Consider the following 21,545-nt stretch of genomic DNA (forward strand, 5'->3'; position numbering starts at 1 on the left):
AATGATCTCGGTGAAGCACGAATAGAACACAAGGACAGTGCTTGCCTAGCTGATGCAACTCTACCCCAGCGTCGGACAGGTCCCCCGACCACTCGACACTGTTACCAATTTGTTATATGAGGTCATTCGGAGAGTCCATTTCTCCTGGCAGACGAGTGAATTTCCGCTGGGACTCGTGCGAATCCTCACCCTTCAGCTTCGCCCGAACCACCTTCGCCCGAACCGCCTCCGCTGGGTTCGGGTCCGCGTTCGGCGATATCCGAACAGATGACGACGGTGATGTCGGTGTCGAAGTCCGTCGACGACTCGACGGCCTCGATGCCGAGCGCATCGGCGACCATCTTCGCCTGCGAGGCATTCGCCTCATCAGCGTAGTAGACCGTGGAGTCGGTCAGCCCTGTCGAATAGTTGCCGACTTCGCCAAGGCCCCAGCCCTCCTTCTCCACCGCTTCGGAGAACTTCTTCGCGGTTCCGGAGACTCCGGAACCGTTGAGGACGTCAACCGTGAGCGAGGAGTCTGCGACGCTGACTTCGCTCTCGCTCGGCGATGGACTCGCCGAGGAGGTCTTGTCGGACCCGGAATCGGCGACGTCGGACTCGGGGTCCTTCATCGACGAGGTGATGATGTTGATGGCCGCGACCACCAGCAGAACGGCGACAAGGGCGAGGATGATGACCAGTGCGATGGCACCGACATTCGACTGCGCCGCGGACTCCTGTCGATGGGCTCCGCTGCGTCGTCCAGTTTCGATCTCGTCGAATTCGTCAGTCATGTCTACCTCGAGACGCGGGCTTGTGCTCGTTCGCTCTGCCGCGTGGTGCGGATGCGACGCAGGCGTTTGACCAGCATTGGGTCACTGGCAAGAGCGGCTGGGTTGTCGAGCAGAGCATTGAGGATCTGGAAGTAGCTTGTGGCAGACATGTCGAACCGTTCACGGATCGCATGATCTTTGGCTCCACCGTACTTCCACCAGCGCCGCTCGAACTCCAAAACGGACACCTCGAGCTCACTCAGTTCGGGTGCGCCTTGGTTCTGCGGCATAGACGTTGTGCTCCTTCGAGATGAATCGTTGCCTCTATATTATCGCCCGGACGACAGGACTGAAATTCCCGGCGCGCCGTCGCGCGTCCGTCAGCGCGCCTTTCCATCCCCGCCAGCGTGCCTTCGCATCCCTGCCGCCACCTTTCAATGGCAGACAAGCAGACAACCCACCCTGCTGCAGGAGACTGACCGCAGTGGGTGAGTCGCCCACAGCAGAGTGGGTCGAGATTGCCGACCGGTGATCCGAATCGGAGGACCTGTCGAGCGAGAACTGATCAGCGGATGCGGATGTTGACCTGCTTGATCTGGGTGAAGCCTTCGAGCATGCCCTCCAGCGATGCCTCACGACCGAAGCCGGAGGTCTTCATTCCGCCGTAGGACTGGCCGGCCAGCTGGCCACCGCCCTGGTTGACCTGGACCCAGCCGGATTCGATCCGATTGGCCATCGTCAGCGCGGCATCGACGTTCTTCGTGAACACGAACGCTGCGAGACCGAATTCGCTGTCATTGGCCATGTCGATGACCTCGTCGACGTCCTTCCAGGGAATGACGGAGAGGACGGGGCCGAAGATCTCTTCCTGGCTGGTCTGCCATTCGTTCTTGGCCTTGGAGAAGATGACGGGCGCGTGGTAGAAACCGGGTTCGCCGACCTCGAGTGAGTCCGAACCGTCGTAGGCGATCTCAACGCCGTCCATCGACTTGCCCATCTCGATGTAGTCAGACACCTGGTCGTACTGCTTTTCGTTGATGATGCAGCCGATGTCCGAGTCCTCGTTTCGAGGGTCACCGACCTTCATCTTCGACACTGCGTCGACGAGCTTGCCCAGGAAGTCGTCGTAGATGTCCTCGTGCAGGAACAGGCGCGAACCCATCGTGCAGGACTGCCCCTGGCGTGCGAAGCGCGTCGAAAGCAGCACCTGCTGGAGAGTGTCGTCGTCGTTCGAGTCGGGGAAGACGATGTTGGGGCTCTTGCCGCCGAGTTCCATCGAGGAGTGAGCAAGGCGTCCACCTGCCAGTTCGGCGACGTGGCGGCCGACGTTCGTCGAACCGGTGAACGAGACCTTGTCGACGTCGGGGTGGACATTGAGCGCTTCACCGATGACCGAGCCCTTGCCGGTGACGACGTTGAGAACGCCGGCCGGCAGGATGTCGGCGAGCAGTTCAGCCATCTTCAGAATCGTCAGCGGTGCATCCTCGGCGCATTTGAGGACGATCGTGTTGCCCGCGGCAAGTGCGGCCGGGGTCTTGAATGCTGCGATCATCAGCGGTGAGTTCCACGGCAGGATTCCTGCGACGACGCCGAGAGGCACCCGCTTCGTGTACTGCAGCTGACCGTCACCGGCCGGCAGAGTGTTGCCCTTGACCTCGCCGGCGACTCCGCCCATGTAGCGGAACAGATCGGCCAGGATGATCGTCTCCGGACGTGCCTGGGTCCGGATGGCGTTGCCGGTGTCGATCGCGGTCAGCTGAGCCAGTTCCTCGGAAGCGGCTTCGAGTGCGTCGGCGCAGCGGATGAGCATCTTCTGACGTTCCTTGAACGGAAGCGCAGCCCATTCGGGGAATGCCTTCCGAGCAGCTTTGACGGCGCGATCGGCGTCTGCTTCCTTGCCATTGGCCACAGTGGCGATCACAACGTTGCGATCGATGGGGGTGATGACGTCTTTCCTGTCACCGTCGGCAGCTTCGACCCATTCTCCGCCGATGAACATCTTCCAGTTCGTGGCCTCGGGAAATTGCGACATAGTGATCCTTTCACCTACTCAGTTCTGCGATGAACTCTTGTCATCGAGCATATCGCCTGCCCGGGTCCGAACAGAATGGTGGCAGGGTAGGCGATGATGCACACCTGATCTGCGTTGTGTGCACATCGGCACCGAGCCTCACCCGATCGGTAGAATCGCGGCCATGACGTCCACAGCCGAACTGACGAAGATCATGTCTCCCGATTGGGCCACGGCGCTGTCCGGCCAGGCCGATCGCATCCATGCCATGGGCGATTTCCTGCGGGAGGAGATCGCCGCAGAGAGGAGCTATCTGCCCAGCGGAGACAAGGTGTTCCGTGCCTTTGCCGAGCCCCTCGCCGAGGTGAAGGTGCTCATCGTCGGTCAGGATCCCTATCCGACCCCCGGACATGCGATCGGCCTGTCCTTCGCCGTCGATCCCGAGGTGCGTCCGCTCCCCCGGTCGCTGACGAACATCTACAAGGAACTCAACTCCGACCTGGGCATCGAACCTGCCGCCCATGGTGATCTGCAGGCTTGGTCACGGCAGGGAGTCATGCTGCTCAACAGGGTGCTCACTGTTTCACCGGGCGAGCCCGCATCCCACCGCAAACGCGGCTGGGAGGCCATCACCGAAACCGCGATCGCCGCACTCGTCGACCGGGATCAGCCGCTCGTGGCGATTCTCTGGGGTCGTGACGCGAGGAACCTTGCCCCGTTGCTGCGGTCGGGTCGCTCCGAGGTCGCGATCATCGAGTCCGCGCATCCGTCGCCCCTGTCTGCCAGCAGAGGCTTTTTCGGATCCCGACCGTTCTCACGGACGAACGAACTGCTGGGACAGAAGGGCATACCGCCCATCGACTGGGCCCTCCCGCCCCAGGACTGAGCGAGCCGGGACTGAGCGAGCCAGGACCGAGCGGGCGAACACCGAGCGGGCCGCTGCTGAGCATTGTGATGCTGAGCCTGGAAACACTGACCGCGTAGCCAGTGAGAGTGCCGGTCATCAGTCGCGGGGTTCGATCGTGTCCACAGTGATCGTCGATTCATTCGAGCGTGCAGATTCGGCGGTCTTCTCCACGGCGTCTGCCTTGAGGTTCTTCAGCGGCCGGGCCAGGTAGCTGCCGAGCACCGCGCCGACGGCCAGTGCCGCATTGGCAAGAATCGCGGTGAACAGCGAGGACAGTCCCACTGCGAAGGACGTCGTCTCGGTTTCGGCGACGATCTGGTAGACGGCGGTGAAGATCGACAGCCCCTGCAGCAGGGTGTAGATCGCGGGAATCATGAGAACGATGGCAGGCGCGCCCAGCCGCAGGGACAGCGGTCGTGCAAGGAAACCGCTCACGGTTGCCGCCAGCAGACTGGCGAGGACATTGTCGATCTCGAGGACCGTCAGCACCGTGATCGTGATGTAGGAGGCAAGACCGACGAACGCAGCCGGCAGGATGAACCGCCGCGTCGACTGCATGGCGACGACGGCCGCCATCGAGACGACCGCCGCTGCGATCATCGAGGCGATTGCGGTGAGGACGTGTACGCCGGTCTTGGGCACGAGAACTTCGATCGGGTCGAGGCCGATCGCCTCGCCGGTCACCACTCCCAGTGCCAAGCCCGAAACGATGCCGGCCAGGGTCAGGACCACTCCCACCATTCGCCCGGCCGCGGTGAGCGGAAAGTTCGTCAGGGCGTCTTGGACAGACGAATACAAAGACTGAGTCGGCAGAAGCAGCACGATTCCGGCAGCAACAAGGTACTGCGGCGATTCGATGATGCCGAAGTTCCCAGCCACCATCGCCACCAGGGTCGCGATCGCAGCCTGCAGCGTGGTGATGAAGAAATTGGGCAGACTGGTGCGGCCGATGAACTTGCCGCTCTCCCGGATGAAGATCGCCATGACGATTCCGAGGACTGCTGTCACGGCTCCGCCGCCGAGCAGCACGACGAGACTGCCGACCATCAGCCCCCAGGCTCCTGTGACGAACCAGTCCTGATAGGGACGTCGCTGCGACCTGATGGCGTCGAGGCGGTTGCGTGCGTCGTTGAATCCGATGGTGCCCGCAACCAGATCGGTGACGAGCTTGTGCACGGAGCCCAGCTTCGCGAAGTGGATGGATTCGCCCCTGTTGACTCGCATGACGGTCATGAGACGGCCGTCAGAGGTCGAATAGTGCACGGTGAGGGTGTTCGATGTCAGATCCACCTGCGCAGTCGTCAGCCCGAAGGCCGCGCACGCCGCGATGACGGAGACTTCGATGTCGGAGGTGCCCGCACCGGCACGCATCATGATCGCGGCGATGTCGGCCGCGAGGTCGAGGACCATCCTGGCCTCGTCCTCGGCGGGCTCGTTGGCCTGCACCGGAGCCTTGTACGGGCTGCCTTTGAGGGCCGTGACGATCGGCACCGGCTGGGTGTTGACCGAGGCACCGGAGACGAGTCTGCCCACGGTGCGTCTGGCCACGCGCTGTGCGACCCGTTGGGAGGCGCCTCTTTGGTCGGCTTTCGGCTTCGACTTGGCTGTCGTCGCTTTCGGTGACTTCGGGCCCCCGGGATCGACGTCCTCGGACTTCAGCGCTCCTGTCGGTGCTTCGCGCAGCTCCTGCAGTCGCTGCTGACGAGAGAGTTCGAGCAGTTCCTGCAGCGCCGAGGATCCGGCTTCGGCCTGATTCGCACCGTGCTCAGGTCCGGACGACGGCTGGGCGTCGACCGGTACCTCGGCGGTGGGGGCCTCTTCTGTGCTGTCGTCCGTCACGGCTCACTGATGAGAGTCGGGCCGAATGGGTCCGCCACATCGGCAGAACCTGCTGCGGCGTCGAACTCGAAGACCTTGCGGCCGGAGACGAACACCTGATCGGCGCGGGAGTTCAGGTCGAGTGGGTTACCGGACCAGATGACGAGGTCAGCGTCGCGACCCGGTGCCAGTGAGCCGAGACGGTCATCGAGTCCGAAGATCGCGGCCGGGTTGATGGTCAGCGCTTCGAGCGCGATGACCGGGTCGAGGCCTTCCTTGACGGCCAGGGAGGCTTCATGGATGAGGAAGTTGATGGGGATGACGGGGTGGTCGGTGGTCAGGGCGATGCGCACCCCGGCCTTGGCCAGGGCACCTGCAGTGGCCAAGGTGCGATCGCGCAGCTCGACCTTCGACCGGCTGGTCATGAGGGGGCCGAGAATGACGTCGATGCCCTTGTCGGCGATGTAGTCAGCGATCTTGTGGCCCTCTGTGCCGTGGTTGATGACCAGTCGGTAGCCGAATTCTTCGGACAGTCGGATGGCCGTGGCGATGTCATCGGCGCGGTGGCAGTGCTGGTCGAAGACGAGTTTTCGCTCAAGGACATCTGCCAGGGTCTCTTTCGCAAGGTCACGTTCGAAGGGTGTGCCTTCGGCTTCGGCGTGGGCCCGCTTCGCCAAGTAGTTCTGCGCATCGACGAAGGCATCGCGGAAGATCTTCGCAGTTCCCATACGCGTGGACGGGGTGACGTTCCTCTCACCGTAGACGCGCTTCGGGTTCTCTCCCAATGCGGACTTCACGGACAGATCCTGCGTCACGAGCATCTCGTCGACGATCCGACCCCAGGTCTTGACGAAGGCGGTGCGCCCGCCGATCGGATTGCCCGATCCTGGCTTGATGAGCGCCGAGGTGACTCCCCCGCGCAGTGCGTCCTTGAATCCGACTTCGCTCGGGTCGATGCCGTCGAGAGCACGCACACCGGCACCATTGGGATCCGTCATCTCGTTCGTATCGTCACCTGACCAGCCTTCACCATCCTCATGGACGCCGAGGTGGCCGTGGGCTTCGATGAATCCCGGCAGGACCCAGCGTCGACCGGCGTCGATGACCTCTGTGCCGGCAGGCAGATTCTGTGCGGAGTCGGCGCCGGATTCCACCGAGGCGATGGTTCCGTTCGAGACCAGGATCGTGCCGGATTCGATCGGTTCGGCACGTCTGCCGTCGGCGTCTGCGATGGGCACAATCCGAGCATTCGTGATGGCGAAATCAGTGATCTCGGGAACCGGAACCGAACGATACATTGTGCTCCTTCTGCAGTGACCTTCAACGATGAGATCCGTCTCGATTCGAGTCTACGCCAGGCGATCGGCACTGGTCACGACGCGGTGCCGCCGGGGTCTGTTGCAGCCCGATCCGTGTGAGGCAAGGCGGTCCGACCTACTTCAGGCAAGGCCGATTCAGTATAGTTCTGAGTCAGAGAACCAATGAGAGAAGGGCCCTGCGATGCTCCAGACCATCACGTCATATGTCGCGATCGGCGACTCCTTCAGTGAAGGACTGATGGACCATGACCCCAACCAAGAGGACCGATACTTGGGATGGGCCGATCGTCTGGCCGGCAAGCTCGTCGACTCTCCAGTGGGCAGTTCCGAGCTCACCTACGCCAACCTGGCCATCCGCGGGCGTCTCCTCGATCGGATCATCGATGAGCAGGTGCCCAAGGCACTCGCGCTCAAACCCGACCTGGTCAGCTTCTGCGGCGGCGGCAATGACTGCCTGCGCCCGACGGCCGACATCGATGACTTGGCCGATCAGTTCGAACGCGCCGTCGTCGCCTTCCGCGAAGCCGGCATCGAGGTGCTCATGTGCAACGGCTTCGACACGGAGATCAGCTCACCTCTGATCCGCGCGGTCCGTCCGCGCGTGGGCATCTACAACACCCACCTGTGGTCGATCGCGCAGCGTCACGGTTGCCACATGATCGATGTCTGGGGTCTGCGCCCGCTCTACGCCGGCAAGAATTGGGCCGATGATCGGATCCACCTCTCCCCCGAAGGCCACGACCTCGTCGCCGATCAGGCATTGGCCACCTTGGAGAGCGGACACTCGCTGCCCGTAACAGGGTTCGCGATGCCAGCGCGCCCGACGCGGCCGATCCGCGCCGCAGTCAGCGAGGAGTCGAAGTGGGCCCGAGAGCACTTCGCTCCCTGGGTCGGTCGGCGCCTGCGCAGACAGTCCTCGGGCGACAAACTCGATGCGAAGCTGCCTGAACTGACACGCGTGCGCAAACCCGAATGAAACAGGACGAGCGCTTTGCCGCCTTGGGTGACGCCGGTGCCGATCTCGGCTCGAAACGGGCGGCATTCAGGTGTGAGTACGGAACCGAGTCCGATCAGTTCATTGAGGTCTACGGCGACCCGGGCACCGCCTCGGCAACGGTGATCCTCGTCCATGGCGGCTACTTCCGTCAGCGCACGGATCTTGCCCATGCCCGGCCCATGGCCGTTGCCCTCGCCGAGACGGGGGTGCTGTGCGTGCTCATCGAGTACCGACGCGCAGGTGGACAGCCCGACTGCCTCGATGACGTCACCGCCGCCATTGCCTTCGCGAGCGGCTCGCTGTCGGACTGGAATGTGAACGCACGGGCACAAAACCATCTTGTCGTGACGGGCCACTCCGCCGGCGGATGCCTGGTGCTGGCCTGGGCGAGCCACCTCGGCGAGGACGGTCCCAAGGTCCGGCTCAGACCCTTGGCGCCGATCACCGACCTGTTCCGGGAGGTCGAGGACGGGCTGGGCGACGGTGCGGTGCTCGACTACATGGGTGGGCGGCCGGAGAAGGATCCGGTGCCGTATCTGCGCGAGGATCCGCGTTCTCGAGTGCTGCTCATCCCCTCTCGAGTGGACCTGCGCATTCTCCACGGCGACCGGGACCAGACGGTCGACATCGGTTTCTCACGGACGTTCCCGGCCCGTCTGACCATTGCCGAAGGTGCCGATCACGCCGACCTCGTCGATCCCGAATCGCCCTACTTCCCACTCACGGTCGACACGCTTCTGCGCTGAATCGACCCGTGCGGGTCACCTGCCGACGGCAACCTTCCGGACGTGATCGCGTGCAGACTCTGCGTACGTGGCGCGCAGGTCGGCGAAGAGTGTGACGCTCCTCTGACCGGGCCAGCCAGCGGGCAGGGCGCTGGGTGGAAGGCCCGGATCGACGTAGGGGATCATCTTCCAGTCGTCGACGCAACGCAGCCACAGCACGAATGCTTCACGGGGTTCGGGACGTGGCTGCGGGTCTGAGCTCTCTGCCCGCGGCGCGGCGAGTTCGTACCGGTGAAGGAACTCGGTGTGCCGGGCAGCGAGAGTGTCCAGATCCCACCATTTCGCCGCGGTCTGAGCGAAGGGCTCGGCCGTCAGCGGTGTCGCCGTGATGAAGATCGTCGCCCGCTCTCGGACGTCGAGGTGCTCCAGAGCATCCTCGACCTCGGCTCGCAGATGCCCCGGAGCAATCCACAGTCCGTCAGTGACCGCGCCGAAGCCCAACCCTGTCAGCGCTCGGCGCAGCTGAACTCGTTTGGACCGGTCCACCTCGGGCACGGAGTAGGACACGAGGCACCAGGGTTCGTCGTCCTTCTGTCCACGGTAGGAGAAGATCCGGCGATCGCCGCGTTCCAGGTCGGTCACGGCTGCGGGATCCAATCGATACCCGGCCACGGCCTCCCGCTCCTCGGGGAGGAGCAGACCCTTGCCCTTGAGCCTTGAGACCGCGCTGCGGGCCGAGGAGTTCGACACCCCGGCGGTGGCGAGGAGCTCAAGCAGAGCGGCGACCCGAATCCACCCGCCCAGCTCGCGCAGGTAGAGCCCGACGAACGTCCGCAGCAAGGAGGTCGGGTTGCCGGGCGTGTGATCGAGATCGACGATCGGACTCAGAGCCCCGGACCATTCGCGGTGCCGGGGCCGTTTTCGATGCCGGTTCGGATGTCGAAGAGCTCGGGGAAGAATGTCAGGTCGAGTGCCTTCTGCAGGAAGCCGACGCCGCTCGACCCGCCAGTGCCTCGCTTCATTCCGATGATCCGCAGCACCGTGCGCATGTGCCGGTAGCGCCAGAACTGGAAGTTCTCCTCCAGGTCCACGAGCTCTTCGCAGCTCTCGTACTCCAGCCAATAGTCCTGCGGGTTCTCATAGATGATCCGGAAGGTGTCGAGAAGCTCCTCATCGAAGGTGTGCGCTACGCTCACATCCCTGTCCAGAAGTCGCTGCGGAACCGGAAGGCCTCGGCGGGCGAGGGCACGCAGGAACTCGTCGTAGACGCTTGGCTCGTTGAGGTACTTTTCGAGCTGCGCACGGGCTTCGGGCTCACCGTCGAAGACCTGCAGCATGCCGGCGTTCTTATTTCCGAGCAGGAACTCCACGGCCCGGTACTGCCAGGACTGGAAGCCCGATGACTGGCCCAACTCATCGCGGAAGCCGACGTATTCGCTCGGTGTCAGCGTTGCAAGCACCGACCACTGCTCCGTCAGGGTCTTCTGGATGTGCTTGACTCGGGCGATGCGCTTGAGAGCCAGCTGGAGCTGGTCGCTCGCGATGAGGCTGCGCGCGTCGAGAAGTTCGTGGATGACGAGCTTGAACCACAGCTCAGTGGTCTGGTGCTGAATGATGAACAGCAGCTCGTCGTGGTGGACCGGTTCGCTGACGGGGTGCTGAGACGTCAGCAGGCGGTCGAGGCTGAGGTAGGAGCTGTAGGTCATCGTCGACCGCAGGTCCGTGTGGATGCCGTCTTCGAGATCCCGTTCGTTCCTGGCCGCTGTGGAGTCGTCATGAGTCATGACAAGCAGTCTATTGCAATCTACGTCCGCACGGACTGATCCTGCAACATCACTTCGCCCCGGGCCTGCGTCGCTCGGGCGCGGCGATCTCGCGCACCTGCTCGACGAGGCTCTTCCACTCCCCCGGCATCTCGGCCTCGCCGAAGCGCACCAGGCCGAAGCGACTCTCGATCACATAGACATACCTGTCGGCCCCAGCACCAAAACCGCTGGCAGCCTGCGAGGTCGCTTCGCCCTGCCACGGGAGTTCTGCCACTTTCGGGCCGATCTCCTCCCGGTGCTCACTCGAGTCGATATCGAGGTCCCAGACGAGCAGCAGCCCGCCGATCCCACCGCTGCGCTCGACGATGAGATGGCCGAAGCCGTCGCCGCGACCGCTGCTCCCGTCCCTCGCACCGGCGAAGTCGCTCGGGCGGGGCGTCTCCTCACTCACCAGCTGCTCCCCACGTTTCCGCGGCCGGCCCCACGCGTGACGCCCACTGCGTCCCAGCTTTGGACGAGCGCGTCGTGAACGTCGGATCCCTCTCCGAACTGGGCGACAGCCTCGGCGATGGTCAGGGCCGCGAAGCCAGCGAAATCGGTGCGGGTGGTGATATCGGATCCGGTCAGCACGGCGAACCACACCTGCCCCACGGTCTCCCATGCCGGGCCGCCGAGGCGGGTGGCAGCGAGCGCGAAGGCGCGGTTGGGGATGCCGGAGTTGAGATGGACCCCGCCGTTGTCGGACTCCGTGGTGACGAAGCGGTCCATATGGTCAGGCTGCGGGTCTGCGCCGAGGACATCATCGTCGTAGGCGGTCCCGGGCGCGAGCATCGAACGCAGCGCTGCGCCGGTGACCTCGGGGGTGAAGATGCCGGCGCCGATGAGCCAAGTGGCATCCTCGGCGTTCTGCCCGGAATCGTACTGTTCGGTCAGAACTCCGAAGACGTCGGCGCAGTGTTCGTTGAGCGCACCGGGCTGCCCGAGGTACTCGAGGTCGGCGGTATGGCTGATGACGCCGTGACTGAGTTCGTGGCCGATGATCGACAGCGACCCGGTGAAGCCGGTGAAGACCTCGTCGTCGCCGTCACCGAAGACCATGAGCCGTCCATCGAAGAAGGCGTTGTCGTAGTCCTGGCCGTAGTGGACGCTCGCGATGAGCGGCATCCCCTTGCCGTCGAGCGAGTTGCGGTCAAAGGCCTCGGCGAAGAGTGAGTAGGAGGCGCCGAGGCCGTCGTAGGCCTCGTTGACCGCCTCGTCTGAGACCGACTCCTCACCCTCGCTGCGGACGAGGACTCCCGGCAGGGTCTCGGTGCCCTGCGCGTCATGGACGAGTCGGTTCACCCCGGCACTGGCACCGATGACCTGAGAGTGCATCGCACCCTGGGAGTCCCTCGCTCCTTCATCCGGCTTAGTCACCGGCGTGTAGCGCAGGCCCTCGGCGCGCAGGTTGCGACAGAACTCGTCGGAGACCTGACAGCTGCGCGCGGCTCGGGCAGCTCGGGGAAACTTCTCGCCTCCGCGTTCGGCGATCGCATCGAGCAGGTAAGGCGGGATGACATGGCGAAGGCTCATATGACCAGGGTGCCACTTCTGTCCGTGCATCGAATGGGAATTCAATGCAAACTTTTCCTTGCAAAGCTTTCTTTGCAAGCGTATCTTTGCACTATGGCTGAAGAACCAGACTCTCCGACACCGATCCGCACCCTTGGCCCCGATGCACTCAAGGGACTCGCCCATCCGCTGCGTGTCGAAATCTACGACGCACTGTCCAAGTTCGGTCCGCAGACGGCGACGAGTCTGGCCAGCAGGCTCGGCGAGTCGACAGGTTCGACCAGCTACCACCTGCGTCAGCTCGCCCGCCACAACTTCATCCATCAGGTTGAGGGCACCTCCGGCGGGCGAGCGAAGTGGTGGGACCGCTCCCCGGGTGCGATCGACGTCAGCCGAAACGCCGCCAAGGATGACCCCTCCGCCAGCGCTTCGACCGGCTTCATCCTGCGTGAGTGGACCAGAAACCGCACTCGTGCGCTTGAGGACTTCGTCGACGCTCTCAACTCGGACGATCTGTTGCCCGATGCATGGGCCGATGCGGCGGCGATCGATACGAGCAATGTGCATGTCACGCCTGCCCAGCTCCGGGAGATCAACGACCGGGTGCACGAAGTGATCGACGCCGTCGTCACGGAATTCCGCGGCCGCAACGACCCCGGATCCCGTCCCGTGCAGATCCAGTTCAATGCCTTCCCCCTGACCGATGGAGAGGAAACCCCATCATGAGCACCCTCATCACCCCGACCCGCTCCCCGTCACTCAAGCTCGCTCCCGGGCGGATCGTCGAACGTACCACCACCATCACCCGCGAGATCTTCCTCGACGATCCCGCTGCGCGTCAGTCTCAATCGGGCACAGAGACAGTCGACGAACTGCAGCGGACCTCGAGTGTCGCTGCCGACGATATCCACGGAGTCGACCGTGCACTCGTCCGCCTCGGCGTGTGGCTGATTGAAGCAGGCCGCAGGCATGCCCTTCGCCCCTCAGCCAATCCGGACGAGATCGCCCGCAGGGTGGATGCAGCGAAGACTCACGATATGAGGAACTTCATCGGTCTCCCGAACTGAGCTCGATCTCCCGAACTGAGTTCAGGCCTCCGGACTCACGCGCTCACTTCGGCGCCGGTGGACGATTCGTCCCACTTCGGTGTCGCCACGACGAGGGTGATGACGATGACGATCATGAAGAAGGTCGTGAGGAATGTGGGTACCGGGATGATCGGATCGAGAAGCACGAGCACGGCGCAGAGCGGCACGACCGTGTTGACGACCCCTCCCGCATTGGCCCTGATCGCCAGCAGCCATACGCCGAGGACGAAGACCGCGATCGGCACTGACACCGTGAAGGTCGCGAGCAGCGGCTCAAGCGCGCTGTTGCCCAGTTGCGAATCGACTTCGATGCCGACCCCGGCCGAGAATGCTCCGGCGGCAGCGAAAATGAAGTAGTGACCATACCCGTACGTGAGGGTGCCGCTGATTCCACCGATCGCCCGGTGGTGGGGCGGCCAGAAGTATATCCACCACATGGCGGCAGTGACGAGGAGACTGAGGATACCCAGCGAGACCAGCGAGACGATGTCCTCACTGTCTTCGAATGCCCCGAACACCGCGTTCGCCGAGGCCAGCATGGACTCGCCGAGGACGATGATCGTGAAGCAGCCATAGCGTTCGGTGATGTGCTCCGGATGCCAGGGCGTCGTCCCCCGCGCTTCCGCAATGACGGGGATGGCCACCTCGGCGAGGACGAGAATGAGGAACCCGGCCAGTGAGATCGCCGGCGCATCGATGCTCATCCACACCACCCACAGCACCTGCACTATGCCGATTCCGCAGGCGTAGGTCAGCGTCGCCCTTCGCGCCTTGCCCGCATGCCGTGCCGCGCGCAGCCACTGGGCGATCATGACCACGCGCATGAGGATGTAGCCGAGGATGAGGACGAGGAAGTTCTCGTCTTCGAAGACCGGTCCAATGCCCGCGGCCAGGATGAGCACCCCGCCCATCTGCACGATCGTCATCACACGGTAGAGCCAGTCGTCGGTGTCGAATGAGGTCGCGAACCACGTGAAGTTCATCCACGCCCACCAGATCGCGAAGAAGATCATGAGGTACTTACCCAGACCGGCGCCGAGGTGGCCGGCCGTGACGGTGTCATGCAGATTGGACGCGGCGATGGACACCGCGATGACGAACACGAGGTCGAAGAACAGCTCGAGCGAACTGGCCGCACGAGAGTCCTCGCCTGGGTCTCGGGGTCGCATCGGGGTCAGTCGGAATCGGCTGGGGCTCATGCTATTCACGTTGAGGGCCTTCGTGCTTGGGAACCGGGCACCGGCAGGTCAATCACCGGATGGCTGGGAACAGCTTAGGGTCAACGCCTCGAACCCACCAGACGGGTGTCACCAAGCACTCTGCGCAATATGGGCCAGACCCAGTCCGAAGACGAGATTGAGACCGAGCAGCCACGACCTGGCCCGGACAGGAACAGCGGCAAGCGAGATGAGCAGCCACGGCACCATGAACAGCCAGATGCGCTCGACCTCCGCCCGGCTCATATTCGACAGATCGGCGACCACAACCATGACCACAGCTGACGAAGCAAGAAGAACCACCACACGCAGATGGCGGTGAGCGTCGTTCGAGTGCTCGGCGTCGTTCGAGTGCCGTGAGAACATCGCCCGACGGGAGCCCCTCATCATTTCGACGAGTCCCGCCCCGATGCCTGGACCTGTCGCGCAGATGAGAGCCGCGAGATTCGCCCACATCCAATATGTGGGAGGCCGAGAGGACGCGAACCCGTCCCAGTACCGCTGATTGAGGACCGGGTAGGCCTCCCACCAGAAGAATCCAGCGACGGTGAAGATGACGACGACGAGCAGCGCCCCACCGATGACCCACGGCAGCAGGCGAATGGACCGTGCCACGGCGAACACGGCGAGGACCACTGCCCCGAGGAGCGGGAAGCCGTAATTCATGGAGGTCCCCACTCCGAGCATGAGACCCGACACCGCTGACCAACTGACAGCTGGCCACCCGGCACGAATGCGCGACGTCACCGCCCTGCGTCCCCCGTCCAACCGGGAACGCACCGCCACGGCAGCGCTGAGCGCAGCGATCGCCCACGTGCCCACGGCCGCGAACACAGCGTCGGCAGACACGGCCAACCAGATCGCGGCGGGCGCCGTGGCAAGGAAGGGTGCGAGGGTTCGAGCGTGGGCCTCGATGCCGAGGTTCCTGCACGTGCACATGATCGCGAGAGGAATGGTGGCCGCAATGAGGGTGACAACGAGTCCGATGGCGTAGGTCGAGCTCAGCCCCAGAGAGACGAGGAGAGCGAAGAAGAGCACAGCACCCGGCGGGTGACCTGCGAGGTGGACGGGAAGGTTATGGGCACTGGCCAGGGGGATCCTGTCGACGTACCCGGTGAGCAGTGACGATGCACCGGAGAAGAAACCCTCGTCCGCGATCTGACGTGCGGTCGGCAGATACTCCTCGGCGCTCTCAAGCTCTCCACCAAGACGAGAGAGCCCATCGATCGCATCCAGGGCGAGCATCCAAGCCACGGAGACGAGAGCGGTGAGCATCAGAAGCATTTGCCACGGCAACCGTTGGGCGGCCCGGAATCCCCAGACGACGACGGATGCCGCGATGGCCACCGCGGCAATGCTTCCGATTCCCACTCGAGGCCGGAATTCGGCGAACAGAGGCGGGAAGCTCAACACCTTGACGTCCACCCCAGTCACGAGTGGGAACGCGATCGCGGCGGCCACGAGGACCAGTGCCGCCAGCACACCGCCGAGCCCTGGCCTCACACCCCCGCGCTTCACTCTCGGGGCGCTTCCCCTGTCGCAGGCTCCTGCGACACGTGGGCATCGCGCATCGGGGCCCGCGCGAATTCGGCCATGCCTTCGGCGAAGCCGATGCGCGGCACCCAATCCATCTCGGTCCGGATTCGTGCCGCAGAGGCCGTGACATGGCGGACATCGCCGAGGCGGTACTCGCCGGTGACGATGGGTGCGTCACCGCCCAGGGTCTCGGCAAGGGCGAGCGCCATCTCTCCCACGGTGTGGACGTCTCCGGTCGCGACGTTGAAGGCTCGCACCGTCCCCGCTGCCTGTCCCCGACACCAGTCGAGACCGGCGAGATTTGCGCGGGCGACGTCGCTGACGTGGATGAAGTCGCGGCGCTGCTTCCCGTCCTCGAACACTCGGGGCCTGTTGCCTGCTTTGAGGACGGAGCGGAAGATCGACGCCACTCCGGCATAGGGGGTCCCCTGCGGCATATTGGGACCGTACACATTGTGATAGCGCAGGAGAACGGCCCGGCCTCCAGTGGCGCGGGCCCACGAGGCGGCGAGGAATTCCTGGCCGAGCTTGGTCACCGCGTAGACATTGCGGGGATCACAGGCCCCGTCCTCGGTGATGAGATCCGGGAGCAACGGTGTGCCGGTGCGCGGTGACACGGGATCGAAGCGTCCGGCGGCGAGATCGGCGGGAGTGCGCAGGCCGGCGCCGATCGGCCCCTTCTCGTCCCGGTACGCCCCCTCCCCGTAGATGACCATGGACGAGGCGAGGACGAGGTTCTTCACGCCATGTCGTGCCATCGCTGCGAGCAGAACGGAGGTGGCCAGTTCGTTGCTCGCGACATAGTCGGGACTGTCGGAGAAGTCGACACCCAGACCGACCTTCGCAGCCTGATGACTGACAGCATCGACGCTCGGGAGGACACGGTCGAGGACATTGGGATCCGCGACATCGCCGCGGACGATGCGGACGTGGCAGTCCGCGAACTCCGTTCCGAATCGGGCGAGCAGCCGTGCCGAGGTCAGCGCAGATGCATGAACGTCGGAGCGGAAGCTGTCGAGGATGGAGACCTGCCAACCGGCGCGCAGTGCCGCGGCGACAACCTCGGCGCCGATGAATCCGGCTCCTCCGGTCACGAGCAGGTGCGGGGCGTTCTCATGCATCGGAGACCACCGTTTGGGTCAGGATCGCTCGGATGGTCTCAGCGGGCACAAGCTGCGGCGGCCTGTAGTCCACGCCGATGGCCGCGACGATCGTGGACAGGGCGGCGATGATTCGAGGTTTGGCCGCACGCAGGCGGTCGAGGACCACGCTCGCGTCGACCGCCTCGGCGAGATTCTGCCCGGCGTCGAAGTCGGTGACGAACGAGAGGTTGACGATCCCCATGCCGAGCTCCCCCGCGAGGGCGGCCTCCGGGTATTGGGTCATGTTGACGATATCGCCACCGGATTCGCGCAGGAGCCGCGACTCTGCCCGAGTGGAGAACCGAGGGCCCTCGATGACGGCGGTGGTCCCGGAGTCGGCGACCACCTCGCCGAGCGCGCGGACAGCCGTTCTGGCTTCGGCAACGAGCTCGGGGGTGAAGGGATCGGAGAACGGCAGGTGGACGACGAGGCCACCACCCGAGTAGGTCGAGGCCCGGCGAACAGTGCGGTCGAGCATCTGATCAGGGATGACGAAACTACCGATGGGCATGTCGGGGTTGAGTGAACCCACGGCACTCGACGATACGACGGTTCTGATTCCGAGTGAGGCCAGCGCCCACATGTTCGCGCGGTAGTTGATCTCGTGCGGGGCGAGCGAATGCCCGGCTCCGTGGCGGGAGAGGAAGGCGATGGGTGTGCCGTCGAAATCACCGAGAGTGATCGTGCCGGAGGGCGGGCCGTAAGGGGTATCTATGCGACGATCGATGCGCTTTGATGGGGCGAGGAGCTCATAGAGACCCGATCCGCCGATGACGGCGATGCGCGGTCGTGTCTCCGCAGTCTCAGCCTCGCCGAGGCGGTCCTCGGTGGGATTCATATGTGCTCCTTCTACTCGCTCGTGTCCGCTCATTGTGTCGCGGCCGCGAGTGGGCCCGAGGTGGGAAATGCTTACGAGACGATGACAGTCTGGTCACCGCTGTCCTCGGACCGTAAGAAAATCCGCACACGGCGCCGACGGTGCGTCCCTAGTCTCAAACCATGTCCGCTCACGATCCTCGAATTCCCGAAGATGAACAGCCGCCGGTGACCACCGACTCGAGCAGAGGCTCGCGCTTCGACCGTGCTCGGATCGCAGTGTCGTCGACGCTTGCACCCTCCGACCCGGTCCGCGGTCCCCGCACCGCAGTCGTCGTCGGGCGTCTGCTCGGACTCGCCTTCGCGGTCTGCTTCGTCACCGGCCTCTTCAGCCACTTCCTTCAGGATCCACTCTCCTGGATGCGCTTCCCCACCCGTCCTGTCACGATCTATCAGATCACCCAGGGCGTGCATGTGGCGGCGGGCCTGGCATCGGTCCCCCTGCTGCTGGCGAAGCTGTGGACCGTCTTCCCACGTCTCTTCACCTGGCCGCCGATCACCTCGTGGGTCCATCTCCTCGAACGAGCTCTCATCGGGGTGCTCGTCTCTGCGAGTCTCCTCGAACTCACGATCGGCGTCATGAACATCTACCACTGGTACGGCTGGCCGTTCTCATTCCGCTCCACCCACTATGCGCTGGCCTGGGTGATCGTCGGCTCTCTGCTTGCCCACATTGCTTTCCAACTGCCGCGGATCATCGAGCACTGGCGGGTGCGGCCCAGCACCGTCGAGCTCGATCGTCGTATCTTCCTCGCCTCCATCTTCACCGCGGCGGGGGCCATCCTGGCCACCACCGCAGGGCAGTCGACGAAGCTCTTCGCAGGCATCAACCTCTTCGGTCCACGCCGATACGGAGAAGGGCCACAGGGACTGCCGGTCAATCGCACCGCCGCCGCGGCTGAAGTGCTCACCACCGCTGTCGACCCCGAATGGAGGCTCGACGTCAGCGGACCGGGGGTGTCGCGGCGCTTCACCCGCGACGAGCTGCTGGCGTTGCCGCAGACACAGGCGGTCATTCCGATCGCCTGTGTCGAAGGCTGGTCGACCGCCGCTTGGTGGAGGGGCGTGGCACTGCGTGAGGTCCTCAGCCGTACGGGAATCGACCCGAATTCGCGGATCAGAGTCTCGAGCCTGCAGACCAGGGGCGGTTATGCCACCAGCGTGATGGGCCCGGAATTCGCCTCCGACGATCTCACGCTCATCGCCTTAGAGCTCAACGGTGAGGTCCTCGACCTCGACCACGGGTACCCCGCTCGCATCATCGCGCCCGGTCGACCCGGTGTCCTGCAGACGAAATGGATTTCGACCATCGAGGTGATCGCATGAATGTGGCTCTGAGAACCTCTCTTGTTCTCATCGGTATCGGCATCGCATCCTATGGCGCCTTCCTTGTGCTCACCCGCTTCGGACTCGACCAGATCATCGGGCTCGCGATATGGCTGGCGGCGGCCGTCGTCCTCCACGATTTCGTCCTCGTGCCCGTCGTGACGCTCATCGCTCGGTTCGCCTTCGGCCAGAAGACGAGGTCTCTCGCTGAGCCAGGCTCTGCTGGGTCAGGCTCTGGCTTCCGGCTGATTCCTGGTTCTCGCCGGCTCGCGATCACCCGCACACTGCTCGTCGCGGCGTGCCTCATCTCGGTCGTCGTCGTGCCGGAGATCGTAGCGTTGGGCCGCGGTGTTGCGAATCCGACGATCCTGCCCGGCGACTACGCCCACAATCTCCTGTGGCTGTGGGCGTTCGTCGTCGCGGCTGTCTTCACCGTCCTCGGCGTCGGCCTCATCGCCGCACGTCTCAGGCGCTGAGAGCCAGGAACGTGCGCACGCCACCCCCTTCGCCGTCGGCTCCACGTTCATCTTCGCCCCCTTCGGCCTCGGACTCTACGTCTTTGCGGGCTTCAGCCTCGTCTCCCACGCTCCAACACGCCTCCACCTGCAGCCCCAGCTCGGCGGCGATCCGGATGAGCGGACCCGCACCGATCTGAGCCCAAGGGAAGGGTCCGCTCGATCGACCGCAGCGGTCGCGCACTTCGGCGAGGAAGCAGCGTTCTTCCCCGTCCGCAGCCGAGGTCTCGACGATGACGAGCCCCTTTGGGTTGACGAGGAGGCGGGCTCGGTTGAGCAGGGCATGTGGGTCGCCGCCGATGCCGATGTTTCCGTCGAGGAGCAGCGCGGTCCCCCATTTCCCTTCCAGAGGCAGGGTGTCGTTGATGTCGTGGCGCAGGACCGGCAGCCCCGAATCGTGGGCCATCGCCACTGCGGTCGCTGACACATCGATCCCCAGGGCGAAGCGCCCGGACACAATCGCGGCGCGGACCATCCGGCCGGGACCGCAGCCTAAGTCGATGACGGCTCCGACACTGTGTTCGATGACGCTGAGGTCGGCTGCATCAGCGTCCGCGGCATACCGATCGACGTCCATGATCGTCGTCGCGACAGAGGTGTCACCGACTGCGCGGAGGGTCAGTGCCCCGCCGCCCAGCAGCGAGCGCTCGTACGGGTGGGTTCCTCCGTGACCGAAATACGTGGACTGCGCCGTGAGCGTCATGATGCCCTCATTCCGAGTACCGTTCCGGGCAGCAGTCGGGCCGCGGCATCGAGGTCATCGATCGTGTCGATGTCACGCAGGCTCGGCAGAAGCGTCGTCGCCAGGCCAGCGTCGATGAGCCGTGCATGCTGGATCGCCCCAGTGTCGTCGCGCGACATCGGCACTCCGCGCACAAGGTCACCGTCGGGTTTGCGCAGTCCCAGAGCCCAGAATCCACCGTCGACGGCAGGACCGAACCAGGCATCACACCCCTCTGGCCATGCGCGACTCACGGTTTCGAGCACCAGGGGATCCAGATGTGGGGAATCCATTCCGATGAGGACGGTCGGTCCGCTGCAGACGTCGAACACCGCCCCGATCCGCTCATCGAGTCCGCCACCAGCCTGCTCGATGACATCCCAGCCGTCGAAGTCGCGGGGCAGAGAGTCTCCGTCGAAGCAGAGGATCTTCCGCGTCCATTCGAGGGACTCGACGGCGGTGGCGGTGATGTCGATGCAGGCGGCGGCGATATCTGCGGCGGCCTCGAGGCTGAGCGGCGGGTGCAGGCGGGTCTTCACCTTTCCCGGACTGCATTCCTTCGCGAGCATGATGATTGTGGTCATGCGGGGATCTCCTTGAGCATTCGGGTCATATCGGCGATCGCGGTGAGCGTGCCCTTCAGCGTGCCGGTCACCTTCGAACGCCCGATTCTCGGGCGGTAGCTCACGGGCACCTCGTCGACTCGCAGACCGGTCAGGTGGGCGCGCAGCACCATTTCAAGCGGGTAGCCGCTGCGAGGATCGTGCAGGTCGAGATCGAGCAGTGCCGCTCTGCGTATGGCGCGCATGGGCCCGAGGTCGTGGAGTTCCAGACCGGTGCGTACGCGGATGAGACCGGACAGCACGTGGTTGGCGATTCTCGCGTGGACCGGCCAGGCCCGCAGATTTGAGGCGCGGCGTCGACCGAGCATGAGATCGGTCTCTCCTGCCACTACAGGTCCACTCACCCGACCGAGCTCGGCGAGGTCGAAGGACCCGTCCGCGTCACAGATCGCAATCACCTCGGCCGTTGCCGCCATCACCCCGGCCTGCACGGCCGCTCCGAATCCCCGCCGGTATTCGACGATCACCTGGGCACCCGAGGACCGGGCGACCTCGGCGGAGGAATCGGTCGATCCATTGTCGACGACAATGGCACGCACACCGGGCGGAAGGCTCCCGAGAACTTCCGGCAGGGCACGCGCTTCGTTGAGACACGGCAGAATGAGGTCAATGGGCGCCGCTGAGGTCGGCTGCGAAGATTTCGGCATAAGTCGAG

At 64.4% G+C, this 21,545-nt stretch carries 23 protein-coding genes; 7 read left to right on the forward strand and 16 right to left on the reverse strand.

Annotation, left to right across the window (positions count from 1 at the left end):
- Positions 1-185: 185 nt before the first annotated feature.
- From JTF07_RS04750 to JTF07_RS04760, 3 genes are all read right to left on the reverse strand, one after another.
- Positions 186-773: a LytR C-terminal domain-containing protein gene (locus JTF07_RS04750; protein WP_204233122.1), complete on the reverse strand. Its 588-nt coding sequence runs from the start codon at positions 771-773 to the stop codon at positions 186-188.
- A gap of 2 nt (positions 774-775) precedes the next feature.
- The gene (locus tag JTF07_RS04755) at positions 776-1,042 is read right to left on the reverse strand and encodes a DUF3263 domain-containing protein (protein WP_204233123.1); all 267 of its coding nucleotides are present in this window, start codon (positions 1,040-1,042) and stop codon (positions 776-778) included.
- 275 nt (positions 1,043-1,317) lie between these two features.
- Entirely contained in the window at positions 1,318-2,784 is a 1,467-nt protein-coding gene (locus JTF07_RS04760) for an aldehyde dehydrogenase family protein (RefSeq protein WP_204233124.1), read from the reverse strand.
- A gap of 163 nt (positions 2,785-2,947) precedes the next feature.
- Between JTF07_RS04760 and JTF07_RS04765 the strand changes: the two genes are divergently transcribed.
- Positions 2,948-3,649, forward strand: a complete 702-nt coding sequence (locus tag JTF07_RS04765) for a uracil-DNA glycosylase (protein ID WP_204233125.1) — start codon at positions 2,948-2,950, stop codon at positions 3,647-3,649.
- A gap of 117 nt (positions 3,650-3,766) precedes the next feature.
- On the opposite strand, the gene JTF07_RS04770 is transcribed toward JTF07_RS04765, so the two are convergent.
- Positions 3,767-5,509, reverse strand: a complete 1,743-nt coding sequence (locus tag JTF07_RS04770) for a threonine/serine exporter family protein (RefSeq protein ID WP_204233126.1) — start codon at positions 5,507-5,509, stop codon at positions 3,767-3,769.
- A complete protein-coding gene (locus JTF07_RS04775; RefSeq protein WP_204233127.1) occupies positions 5,506-6,786 on the reverse strand; it encodes an amidohydrolase in 1,281 nt (426 codons plus the stop codon). The genes JTF07_RS04770 and JTF07_RS04775 overlap by 4 nt, the downstream gene beginning before the upstream one ends.
- Before the next feature lie 202 nt (positions 6,787-6,988).
- On the opposite strand from JTF07_RS04775, the gene JTF07_RS04780 reads away from it, so the two are divergent.
- Positions 6,989-7,783, forward strand: coding sequence for an SGNH/GDSL hydrolase family protein (locus tag JTF07_RS04780; RefSeq protein WP_204233128.1), 795 nt, complete (start codon positions 6,989-6,991; stop codon positions 7,781-7,783).
- Positions 7,780-8,550: an alpha/beta hydrolase gene (locus JTF07_RS04785; protein ID WP_204233129.1), complete on the forward strand. Its 771-nt coding sequence runs from the start codon at positions 7,780-7,782 to the stop codon at positions 8,548-8,550. Before JTF07_RS04780 ends, JTF07_RS04785 begins: the two co-directional genes overlap by 4 nt.
- 15 nt (positions 8,551-8,565) lie before the next feature.
- Here the strand turns inward: JTF07_RS04785 and JTF07_RS04790 are convergent, their stop codons facing one another.
- From JTF07_RS04790 to JTF07_RS04805, 4 genes are read right to left on the reverse strand one after another with little or no spacing between them, the layout of a single operon-like run.
- Positions 8,566-9,369: a PaaX family transcriptional regulator gene (locus tag JTF07_RS04790; RefSeq protein ID WP_204233130.1), complete on the reverse strand. Its 804-nt coding sequence runs from the start codon at positions 9,367-9,369 to the stop codon at positions 8,566-8,568.
- A 44-nt stretch (positions 9,370-9,413) separates the two neighbouring features.
- A complete protein-coding gene (locus JTF07_RS04795) occupies positions 9,414-10,313 on the reverse strand; it encodes a tryptophan 2,3-dioxygenase (RefSeq protein ID WP_204233131.1) in 900 nt (299 codons plus the stop codon).
- A gap of 49 nt (positions 10,314-10,362) precedes the next feature.
- A complete protein-coding gene (locus tag JTF07_RS04800) occupies positions 10,363-10,746 on the reverse strand; it encodes a hypothetical protein (protein WP_204233132.1) in 384 nt (127 codons plus the stop codon).
- Positions 10,743-11,867, reverse strand: coding sequence for a M4 family metallopeptidase (locus JTF07_RS04805; RefSeq protein WP_204233133.1), 1,125 nt, complete (start codon positions 11,865-11,867; stop codon positions 10,743-10,745). Before JTF07_RS04805 ends, JTF07_RS04800 begins: the two co-directional genes overlap by 4 nt.
- Before the next feature lie 93 nt (positions 11,868-11,960).
- Here JTF07_RS04805 and JTF07_RS04810 point away from each other — a divergent pair, with 93 nt between their 5' ends.
- Positions 11,961-12,572, forward strand: a complete 612-nt coding sequence (locus JTF07_RS04810; RefSeq protein WP_204233134.1) for a winged helix-turn-helix domain-containing protein — start codon at positions 11,961-11,963, stop codon at positions 12,570-12,572.
- Positions 12,569-12,913, forward strand: coding sequence for a hypothetical protein (locus JTF07_RS04815; protein ID WP_204233135.1), 345 nt, complete (start codon positions 12,569-12,571; stop codon positions 12,911-12,913). Before JTF07_RS04810 ends, JTF07_RS04815 begins: the two co-directional genes overlap by 4 nt.
- Before the next feature lie 35 nt (positions 12,914-12,948).
- On the opposite strand, the gene JTF07_RS04820 is transcribed toward JTF07_RS04815, so the two are convergent.
- The 4 genes from JTF07_RS04820 to JTF07_RS04835 form a co-directional block, all read right to left on the reverse strand.
- Positions 12,949-14,133, reverse strand: coding sequence for a low temperature requirement protein A (locus tag JTF07_RS04820; RefSeq protein WP_204233136.1), 1,185 nt, complete (start codon positions 14,131-14,133; stop codon positions 12,949-12,951).
- A gap of 108 nt (positions 14,134-14,241) precedes the next feature.
- Positions 14,242-15,654 (reverse strand): hypothetical protein, encoded by a 1,413-nt coding sequence (locus JTF07_RS04825; RefSeq protein WP_204233137.1) that lies wholly within the window; start codon positions 15,652-15,654, stop codon positions 14,242-14,244.
- A gap of 11 nt (positions 15,655-15,665) precedes the next feature.
- Positions 15,666-16,808 carry an NAD-dependent epimerase/dehydratase family protein gene (locus JTF07_RS04830; protein WP_204233138.1) on the reverse strand — a complete coding sequence of 381 codons (1,143 nt, stop codon included), beginning with the start codon at positions 16,806-16,808 and terminating at the stop codon, positions 15,666-15,668.
- Positions 16,801-17,667, reverse strand: a complete 867-nt coding sequence (locus JTF07_RS04835; protein WP_204233139.1) for an MTAP family purine nucleoside phosphorylase — start codon at positions 17,665-17,667, stop codon at positions 16,801-16,803. The genes JTF07_RS04830 and JTF07_RS04835 overlap by 8 nt, the downstream gene beginning before the upstream one ends.
- A 161-nt stretch (positions 17,668-17,828) precedes the next feature.
- On the opposite strand from JTF07_RS04835, the gene JTF07_RS04840 reads away from it, so the two are divergent.
- Positions 17,829-19,031, forward strand: a complete 1,203-nt coding sequence (locus tag JTF07_RS04840) for a molybdopterin-dependent oxidoreductase (RefSeq protein WP_204233140.1) — start codon at positions 17,829-17,831, stop codon at positions 19,029-19,031.
- On the forward strand, positions 19,028-19,507 hold the full coding sequence (locus JTF07_RS04845) for a hypothetical protein (RefSeq protein ID WP_204233141.1): 480 nt from the start codon (positions 19,028-19,030) through the stop codon (positions 19,505-19,507). Before JTF07_RS04840 ends, JTF07_RS04845 begins: the two co-directional genes overlap by 4 nt.
- Here JTF07_RS04845 and JTF07_RS04850 read toward each other — a convergent pair.
- Genes JTF07_RS04850 through JTF07_RS04860 form a run of 3 tightly spaced genes read right to left on the reverse strand, consistent with a single transcriptional unit; the run spans position 19,497 to position 21,537 of the window.
- Positions 19,497-20,249, reverse strand: coding sequence for a methyltransferase domain-containing protein (locus tag JTF07_RS04850; protein ID WP_204233142.1), 753 nt, complete (start codon positions 20,247-20,249; stop codon positions 19,497-19,499). The genes JTF07_RS04845 and JTF07_RS04850 overlap by 11 nt on opposite strands.
- Complete coding sequence (locus JTF07_RS04855) at positions 20,246-20,851, reverse strand: TIGR04282 family arsenosugar biosynthesis glycosyltransferase (RefSeq protein ID WP_204233143.1); 606 nt, start codon at positions 20,849-20,851, stop codon at positions 20,246-20,248. Before JTF07_RS04855 ends, JTF07_RS04850 begins: the two co-directional genes overlap by 4 nt.
- Positions 20,848-21,537: a glycosyltransferase family 2 protein gene (locus tag JTF07_RS04860; protein ID WP_204233144.1), complete on the reverse strand. Its 690-nt coding sequence runs from the start codon at positions 21,535-21,537 to the stop codon at positions 20,848-20,850. The genes JTF07_RS04855 and JTF07_RS04860 overlap by 4 nt, the downstream gene beginning before the upstream one ends.
- Between the last annotated feature and the right edge of the window lie 8 nt (positions 21,538-21,545).

It is taken from the genome of Brevibacterium sp. RIT 803, assembly GCF_016892625.1.
Classification (GTDB): Bacteria; Actinomycetota; Actinomycetes; order Actinomycetales; family Brevibacteriaceae; genus Brevibacterium.